Source organism: Streptomyces sp. NPDC017676 (assembly GCF_044329325.1).
In the GTDB taxonomy this organism is placed as follows: domain Bacteria; phylum Actinomycetota; class Actinomycetes; order Streptomycetales; family Streptomycetaceae; genus Streptomyces.
On the sequence record NZ_JBIRJA010000022.1, the window covers coordinates 120,779 to 129,328 of the forward strand.

The following is an 8,550-nucleotide window of genomic DNA, read 5'->3' on the forward strand; positions in this document are numbered from 1 at the left end:
GACTGGTCGAGATCACGCATCTGCTCCTCCGAGGATCGCGGTGGCCCGCTGGGCCGGGCCGTGCTGGACGAGGTCAAGGTGATGGCGCAGCCGAGCGCGGGCACGGTGCAGGCGCACATGGAAGGCCGCAGTGGAACAGCCGACGACCTTCGCGGCCTGGCGCGCCGACAGTTCCTCCCAGAGCGCCAGGCGCAGCACCTCGCGGTCGGCCTCGCTCAGCGCTCCGAAGGCCGCTGCCACGGCGAACTGCCCGGTCACTCCCTCCGCGGGATCAGCCGCATGTCCGTGTGGCTGACGCGCCACCTCTTCCATCAGGTCCAGACGGCGCTGCTCAGCCCGGTACGCGTTGGCCAGCGTCCGACGCGCCGTGGCGTACAGCCAGGGCAGTACCGCCCTGCGCGGTATCTCATCCAGCCGCCGCCAGGCGGTCAAGAAGACCTCGGCGACCACGTCGTCACTCGCCGGTGCGCCGCCCGGCCGGCGACGTACGTACGCATCCACGGCTGGATGATGTTCTCGGTACAGCGCGGTGAAGCGCTGCTCATCAGATGAGTCCACATCCCCTCCAGCCCCGTATGTGTGCGGCCGAGGGCGATCCTTACAGGGAACTTCCCGAACCGTGGCCGGGACTACCCGAACGGCGCGGCGGGGGAGCCGAGGCCGAAAACCTCAAGGGCTGCTGGGATATCCAGGCCATCAGCTATTGAAGGAAAAGGCAGGGCCATGTATATCGCCATCGGGCACGTCGGAATCCGGAAATCTGCGCCGGTCAACGCAACGGTCAACGCAATCGTTCCGAAGCCGCACATGCGGACGGTCGCCGTCGCATGCGTGTACGGACATGCGAGTGCCTCAGAGAAGGGCAGTCGACGCAGAGCTCTTCCGGAAAACCTGTGACCTGCAACGACCGTGAGGGCGCGCACGAGCAGAATCACGACATCACCCTTCGGGACAGCAGTGATGTCGCATATCTGCCAGCCCTTGCCCCGCTCCGCCTGCTGAACTGAACACGCAACAGCGCACACATCACAGGACGGAATCCATGGCTGCATCCACCACCGCCACGCGCGACCCTGGCGGGCCCGAATCGCCGCCCCGCTCCCCGGTGATCGGATGGCTGGCCGTCGTCGCGGTGATGCTGGGTATCTTCTCCATCGTCACCACGGAAATCCTCCCCATCGGACTTCTGACCGAGGTCGGCGCAAGCTTCACCGTCTCCGACGGCATGGCAGGACTGATGATGGTCATGCCCGGCTTCCTCGCAGCGGTCGCCGCCCCCGTCGTCACCGTCCTGACCGCGCGGATCGACCGCCGCCTGATGCTGTGCGTCTTCATGGTCCTGCTCGCCGCAGCGAACTTCCTGGCAGCAGCAGCCCTCGACTACTGGCTGGTCCTGGTCTCCCGCGTCATCGTCGGCATCGTGATCGGCGGCTTCTGGTCCATCGGCGCCTCACTGGCCGAACGCCTGGTACCCGCCGCGTCCGTCGGCCGGGCCACTGCAGTGATCTTCTCCGCAGTACCCTTGGGCTCCGTACTGGGCGTGCCGGCCGGCACACTCATCGGCGACCTGGCCGGATGGCGCACCGCGTTCATCGCCATGGGTGGCTTCACCGTGGCCGTACTGATCATGCTGTTGATCGTCACGCCGCCACTGCCACCTCACCAGGCCACCCGCCTGCGCGTACTGCGCGGCGTGCTCAACAGCGTTGCCACCCGATTCGCCCTGCTCCTGACCGTTCTGATCGTGCTGGCGCACTTCGGCACGTACAGCTACGTCACCCCGTTCCTTGAGCAGGTGACCGACGTCGGCTCCGGGCTCATCACCGTCTTCCTGCTCATCTACGGAGCAGCGGGCATCCTCGGCAACTTCCTGGGCGGCTCTCTGGTCACCCGGCATCCTCGGGCCACCTTCGGCACCGCCGCCGGCATGATTGCTGCCGCCACCTTGCTCCTGCCCGTTTTGGGGCATGGCACGGCCGAAGCGATCGCCCTCCTCATCGTCTGGGGCCTGGCCTACGGAGCAGTCCCTGTCTGCTCCCAGACGTGGTTCACCAAGGCGAGCCCCGACACTCCCGAAGCCGCTTCCGTCCTGTTCACCGCGTCGTTCCAGGCCACGATCTCCCTCGGCGCTCTGTTCGGTGGACTCGTCGTGGACGCCAGCTCACCTTCGACAGTCATGACCCTGGGCGGTATGACAGCCACCCTCATGTGCATCGCTGCACGGACCCACTACGCCCGGCGCCTGACATGGCCGGACAACGCCTGACCCGCCCCGGCCGGCCGACGACCCGGCACGCCCGGAGCTTGCCGTACCGCGAGAACCTCGCCGCCTCTTCCGTCCGCTCCCGTACCGCCGGAATCACGGAAGACAGGGGGACGCTGATTCCGCGGGGGAGTTTGCGGCGCGGGCGGACCGGTCAGACCCGCGCCGCGAGCAGTTCGGGCAGTGCCCTCATGTCCCCGAAGACCCGGACGCGCCCCGAGCACCGGCTCTCCTCCGGTCGGCCGGGCCGGTACCAGTGGACGCGCAGGCCCGCGTCGTGGGCGGAGCGCACGCCGACCTCGCTGTCCTCGACCGCGACGACGGTCTCGGGGTCCAACCCCAGTGTGTGTACCGCCTGCCGGTAGAGGCCGGGGTCCGGCTTCCACGTGCCGAGTTCGTACGCCGAGAAGTGGGGTCCGGTGAAGAAGCCGTCGAGGCCGGTGCGGCGCAGGCGGTCCTCGATCATGCCGAGCGGGGAGTTCGACACCACGTACGCGGGTGCCGTGATCTCCCGCAGGGCCGCGGCCACCCCGGGAGTGGCGCGCAACCGGGTCGCCAGGTGCCGCTCGGCGATCTCCCTGACCCGCTCCACCGCGTCGTCCGGCAACGGGGCGTCCGTGTACTGACCGATGATCGCGACCGACTCGCTCATCCGGCGGCCCGCGACCCGCTCGGCGAAGCCCTCGGCCGGGACCCGGGCGTGCACGCTCCCGGCGAACTCCAGCAGGGCCAGTACCTCGGCGTCCTGGCTGTCCACGAGCACGCCGTCGAGGTCGAAGAGCACGGTGCGCGCGGTCATGCGCCCAGTCCGTGCCGGCGCAGGAAGGCGTCGTAGCGCCCGGCGAGTTCGGTGGCCGCGGAGCGGGCGTCGGCGACCTTCAGCTCGGTGCAGTGGTAGCCCAGCATCTCCCGCATCACCGCCATGCGTTCCTCGGTGAACTGGACCGTTCCGTTGGCGGCCACGCGCTCGATCCCGTCCAGGAGCTGGCAGCGCCGATTGACGGCCTCGGCCGCCGAGGGGGTGGTGCCGGGCGGCAGGTCGAGCCGTACGCCGTCGCGCGACACCCGTACCGGGTAGCCGCCGGTCATGCCGCCGGGGGCGGGCGCGTGCAGGGTGTGCTCCGTTCCGGACAGCAGCGCGAGCAGGAGACGCGCGGCGGAGGTGGCCGTCAGCTGCTGGCCCTCCTTGCCGCCCTGGCGCCGCAGGCCGCCGGCCAGCCGGGCGTACGCCGCGTCGGCGTCGACCGTGGCCGGCGTCCCCGCGACGCGGACGTCGAGCAGGTGAGGGATGCCGCGGGCCTCGCCGAACCGGTGCACGTGGTGGCTGAAGTAGTGGTGCCCCACGGCCTTCACCTCGACCTCGGCCGGGGAGACGCCCAGTTCCTCGGCGGCCGCCCAGGTGATGCCGGGCACGATGTTGCCGATGTTGCCGATCCCGACGTCGGGCGCCAGGTCGAGGGCCGCGAGGGCGGGGCCGACCGCGTCGGGGTAGGCGCCGTTGACGACGACGGCCCGCGACTCCGCGAGGCGTACGGCCTGCATCAGCTCGTGCACGAGCGTGAGGTGCATCGGCAGCCAGGGGCCGAGCTGTGCCTCGTCGAGCCGTCGGAACAGGTCCTCGGGCAGGTCCATGATGGCGCGGGCGGCCTGGATGGAGGCGCCCATGAAGATGATCGTCGGTCGGATGCGCCGCAGTTGCTCCGCGGTGCGGTCCACGTCGGTCATGTCCATGGCCACCGCCTCGACCTCGCGTATCCGGCCGAGGTTGGCGGCCGCCAGCTTGGTCAGGTTCGCGAAGCGGGTGGCGCGCTCCGCCGAGCGGCTCGCGAGGACGAGCCGCGTCTCCGGTTCCGCGCTCGCCAGCAGATGACCCAACCGAATGGTGAGGTCACCGGAACCGATGAGGAGGATCTTCGGTACCTCACCGGTCGTGGTGCCTGACATGTCTCCTCCGCAGCGGGTCGAAGTGGTGGTGGGCGCGCGCACCCCGGCCGGGCGCGCGGCTCAGTGCGGTGTCCGTCCGAGGTCGGGGGCCGGCAGCGAGCGGCGGTCGATCTTGCCGTTGGTGTTCAGCGGGAACGACTCCCGGTGCAGGAAGCGGCTCGGCAGCATGTAGACCGGGAGCCGTTCGCGGAGGAAGCCGGTGAGTTCGGCGGGCGGGGTGACGGTACCCGTGTAGTGCGCGACCAGCGTCGCTTCCGACCCGGCGTGGTGGGCCACCACGACGGCCTCCCGGACCGCGGGGTGGCGCGCCAACTGCGCCTCCACCTCGCCCACTTCGATGCGGTGTCCGCGCACCTTCACCTGGTCGTCCAGCCTGCCGAGGAAGACCAGTCCCTCGCCCTCCGCGCGGACCAGGTCGCCGGTGCGGTACCAGTCCGTGTTGCGGGGTGTCTCCCCCGCCGGGAGGACGAGCGCGGCCGCCCCGGGCCGGCGGCGCAGGAACCGCCCCTCGTTGTGGGCCGGGTCGAGGTAGCCGGCGAACCGCTGGGGCCCGCGCAGACACAACTCGCCGGTCGCGGCGGGCTGTCCGTCCTCCCCGAGCACGACGCTCTCCAGGTGCGGCAGCACCTCGCCGATGGGCATCGTCCCGTTGGAGCCGGCGGGCACGAGCCGGCCGGCGCCGCCGAGGTCCTTGTGCACGCAGACGACGCTCATCTCGGTCGGCCCGTACATGTTGTGCAGTACGGCGTTGGGCGCGGCCTCGGCCCACTGCCGGGCCTGTTCGGCGGTGAGGCGTTCGCCGCCCAGCATGACCTTGGTCAGGGTGGGCATCGAGCCGGGGGCGAGCGCGCCGGTGCGCTCGGCGAGGCTGCCGAGGGACGGCACGCAGAACCAGTGCGTGATGCGATGCTCGTTGACGAACCGGGAGGGCCGCAGCACGTCGTTGGCGCGGGGCACGACCAGCGCGGCGCCGGCCGCCCAGGTCACGAACATCTCGTAGACGGCCACGTCGAAGGAGAACTCGACGTTCTGGGAGGTGCGGTCCTGGGGGCCGAAACCGCAGGCGTCGACGGCCCAGTCGATGAACGGCACGATGTTGGCGTGCCGGACGGGCACACCGCGCGGCGCACCGGTGGAGCCCGAGGTGTACAGGATGTAGGCGATGTCGTCCGGCCGTGGCGGCGCGGCGACCGTTCCGCCCGGCCGGTCCCCGCCGTCGTCGCCCTCCGCCGCGCCGGTGCCGTCGGCCGGTTCCGTCAGCGACGCCTCGTCGACGAGCAGCCAGGGCACACCGAGGTCGGGTCGCGCCCGGGTGCCGTCCCGCGTGCGCGAGGGCGCGCCGACGACGAGGTCGAGGGTGCCGTCCTTGACGACGGCCAGCTGCCGGGCGGGCGGGTGCGCGGGGTTGATCGGCACCGCCGCCGCGCCCAGCCGCAACGCGGCCAGATAGCCCGCGTAGGCCGTGAGGCTGCGGGCGGCCAGCAGTCCCACCCGTGCGGGGCGGCGGCCGGCCCGGCGCAGGATCAGTCCGGCCAGCCGGTCGGACAGGCGGTCCAGTTCCGCGTAGCTGAACGTCCGGCCGTCCACTTCCAGCGCGGTGCGGTCCGGATGGTGTGCGGCGGAACGGGCGAACAGCTCATGGAGGGTCGCGGGGGCGGCCGCTGCCACGGGCGGCTCCTTTCGTTGCGTACCGGGGGTCGTCATCACACCAGCTTCGCGACGGCGCGCAGCACGGCGGGCCAGGACTCGGTGAGGTACATGTGGCCGCCGGGGAACTCGACGGCCTGGAAGTCCGCCGAGGTGTAGGCCGCCCAGTCCCGCCAGTCGGCGGCCGGGACGGAGGCGTCGGCGGTGCCGCGAAGGGCCGTGAGCGGGACCGGCAGCGGGCGGTGCGGCTGCGGGCGGTAGTCCTCGGACATGGCGATGTCGGCGCGCAGGGCGGGCAGCAGGAGGTCGCGGATCTCGGGGTCGGCGAAGGCGTCCGGCTGCCCGGTCAGCTCGCGCAACTGGGCGACGGCCCGCGCCGGATCGTCGGACAGCTTCTCGGGGCGGCGCCGCCGGGGGCTGAGGGAGCCGCTGACCACCAGGTGCCGGGGTGGGGGACCGCCGGTCTCCAGCAGGTGGCGGGTCGCCTCGTAGGCGAGGAGGGCGCCGAGGCTGTGGCCGAAGAGGACGTAGGGGGCCCCGTCGGCGTGCCCGGCGACCCGGCCGGCGACGTCCTCGGCGGCCGCCCGGACCGTCCGGTGGAACGGCGCCGGGAACTCCTCCTCGCGCCCGGGGAGTTGGACCGGCACCACGTCGAGGTGGACGTCGGGTCCGGGCCGCCATCCCCGGTACACGCCGGCGCCCGCCCCCGCGTAGGGGACGCACATCATCCGGAGGGTCCGGGGAGCGGCCGGTTCAGGGAAGGGCGTCTCTTCCGCGGCACGCGGAGCGGACACGTGTTTCCTCCGATCGCGGATTCTCGTTTCCGGGGCCTCCGTCCGAACGCGTCAGGACGAGTCGGTCGCGGAGCGCACAAGGTCGCGCAGCGCGTGGGCGTTCTCGCTTTCCAGGATGTCAAGGAAATCTATCTCGACGCCCGTCTCCTCGTGGATCATGGTGGAGAGGGTGAGGGCCCGGAAAGAATCCCCACCGTTCTCCAGAAAACCCAGATTCGGGTCGGAACCCGCTCCGAGGACTTCTGCCCACAACACCGGAATACGGTCCGCACCGTTTTCCGTACCGGGGGACTGGTTCATCCTGGCTCCTCACCTCATCAAACGCACGACGATTCCGAGACCGACGCGGACCAACGGAGGGGATTGGGCTGCCAACGCTATGAAATTGGTCGGCGCCTCATGTGGTGAAACCTTTCGCCAGTGAATGTGACGCAGCTCACTCCGTAATTTCCGGCGAAATCACCCGGGAAGTGATGGCTGGAAACCGATCATTGCCGGGGCCCTGGTCAGTGGCTATGCTTCTGCCGCCTCTCATGTACACAGACGCCTTTCTCGCCGTGTGGACCCCGCTGTGGCCCGGCGAGAGAACCGTCGATCACTTGGGAAGGACCACCCCACTTGAGTGATTCACCGGTACTCCTCGCCGTCTACGACATCGGTAGCCTCGCGCCGCTCCGTCTTTCCCAGGTCGCCCGCGACAATGGCTGCGAAGTCGCATTCGTGGCCGCGGACTCGGCACACGCACAGCAGATGATCCCGGTCCTCGGCAGACTGGGCCGGGTGGTGAACGCGGCGGGCCGCACCGAAGCGTCGGTCGTCGATGACATACGCGGGCTGAACCCCGCCGGAATCATCACGTTCAGCGAATTCCGTATCGCCGACACGGTCCGGCTGGCCGCCGCGCTCGGTCTGCCCTATCACTCACCCGCCCTGCGGGAAGCGGTCACCAACAAAGACCGCCAGCGCGAGCGGTTCGCCGAAGTGGGCCTGGACACCGTGCGGTTCTGCACGGTGACCGCCACCGACCAGGTGGACGCGGCCATCGCGCGGGTGGGACTGCCCGCGATCGTCAAACCGGTCGTCGGCGCGTCGAGCCGCAACACCACCGCCGTCGCCACGGCGGACGAGTGCCGCGCGGTGGTCGCGGCGGCGCTCGGCGGCATCGGCGGGCCGGCCGAAACCGCGGTCGTCCTGGAGGAGTTGCTCGTCGGCATGCCGGTAGAGGCCCCCTGGGGCGACTACATGGCGGTGGACTGCGTCGCCCGCGGCGACGACGTGCGCCCGGTCTTCGTCAGCAGCAAGTTCGCGCTCGCCGAGCCCTTCCGGGAACGCGGCGCCTACGGCGGGCAGTCGGTGGTGCCGGACGACCTGGTCCGGGAGGTGGCCGACCTGGCGTGCCGGGCGGTCGGCGCCCTCGGTGTGCACGGGGTCGCCGACGTCGAGATCAAGCTGACCCCCGACGGCCCGCGGGTCATCGAGGTCAACGGCCGCCTGGGCGCCTGGGTGGACGACCTCGGCGTGCGCGCGGGCAGCAGCGTGCCGGCCGACATCGCCGTCAAGGCGGCGCTGGGACGCCCGTACACCACCCCCGACCCGGTGGGGCGCGGCCCCGCCGTCTTCCACTATCTGATCGTGCCGCCCGTGGGCGCCACCCGCGTCAAGGCGATGCGCGACCTGACCGGGCTGCGCCGGCTGCCGTACGTGGACCGGGTGGTGCCGCTGGTCGAACCGGGCGCGCCCGTCGACTGGCGGATCGGCGCGGCCGGCAACGTGGCCGCGCTCAGCGGGTCCGCTACCGATCCGGCGGCGCTCGCCGAGACCGTGGCCGCGATCGAGGCCATGGACTGGATCGACTATGAGTGAGCCGGTCTGCGCGGGGCCGCACACACGGGACGGCGGACA

Annotated in this window: 8 protein-coding genes; 2 read left to right on the forward strand and 6 right to left on the reverse strand. The window is 71.1% G+C overall.

The features are described 5' to 3' along the window. Positions 1–12 precede the first annotated feature (12 nt). Positions 13–558, reverse strand: coding sequence for an RNA polymerase sigma factor (locus ACH4LD_RS36745; RefSeq protein WP_398058501.1), 546 nt, complete (start codon positions 556–558; stop codon positions 13–15). Between the two features lie 484 nt (positions 559–1,042). Between ACH4LD_RS36745 and ACH4LD_RS36750 the strand changes: the two genes are divergently transcribed. Next, positions 1,043–2,266 (forward strand): MFS transporter, encoded by a 1,224-nt coding sequence (locus tag ACH4LD_RS36750; RefSeq protein WP_398058502.1) that lies wholly within the window; start codon positions 1,043–1,045, stop codon positions 2,264–2,266. Between the two features lie 151 nt (positions 2,267–2,417). On the opposite strand, the gene ACH4LD_RS36755 is transcribed toward ACH4LD_RS36750, so the two are convergent. Genes ACH4LD_RS36755 through ACH4LD_RS36775 form a run of 5 tightly spaced genes read right to left on the reverse strand, consistent with a single transcriptional unit; the run spans position 2,418 to position 6,948 of the window. Next, positions 2,418–3,062, reverse strand: a complete 645-nt coding sequence (locus ACH4LD_RS36755) for an HAD family hydrolase (protein ID WP_398058503.1) — start codon at positions 3,060–3,062, stop codon at positions 2,418–2,420. Then, on the reverse strand, positions 3,059–4,207 hold the full coding sequence (locus ACH4LD_RS36760) for a hypothetical protein (RefSeq protein ID WP_398058504.1): 1,149 nt from the start codon (positions 4,205–4,207) through the stop codon (positions 3,059–3,061). Before ACH4LD_RS36760 ends, ACH4LD_RS36755 begins: the two co-directional genes overlap by 4 nt. Positions 4,208–4,267: 60 nt before the next feature. Next, positions 4,268–5,875, reverse strand: coding sequence for an amino acid adenylation domain-containing protein (locus ACH4LD_RS36765; RefSeq protein ID WP_398058505.1), 1,608 nt, complete (start codon positions 5,873–5,875; stop codon positions 4,268–4,270). A 35-nt stretch (positions 5,876–5,910) separates the two neighbouring features. Then, the gene (locus ACH4LD_RS36770; protein ID WP_398058506.1) at positions 5,911–6,648 is read right to left on the reverse strand and encodes a thioesterase II family protein; all 738 of its coding nucleotides are present in this window, start codon (positions 6,646–6,648) and stop codon (positions 5,911–5,913) included. 51 nt (positions 6,649–6,699) lie between these two features. Continuing rightward, the gene (locus ACH4LD_RS36775) at positions 6,700–6,948 is read right to left on the reverse strand and encodes an acyl carrier protein (protein WP_398058507.1); all 249 of its coding nucleotides are present in this window, start codon (positions 6,946–6,948) and stop codon (positions 6,700–6,702) included. Between the two features lie 318 nt (positions 6,949–7,266). Here ACH4LD_RS36775 and ACH4LD_RS36780 point away from each other — a divergent pair, with 318 nt between their 5' ends. Next, positions 7,267–8,511 carry an acetyl-CoA carboxylase biotin carboxylase subunit family protein gene (locus tag ACH4LD_RS36780; RefSeq protein ID WP_398058508.1) on the forward strand — a complete coding sequence of 415 codons (1,245 nt, stop codon included), beginning with the start codon at positions 7,267–7,269 and terminating at the stop codon, positions 8,509–8,511. The last annotated feature ends 39 nt before the right edge of the window (positions 8,512–8,550 follow it).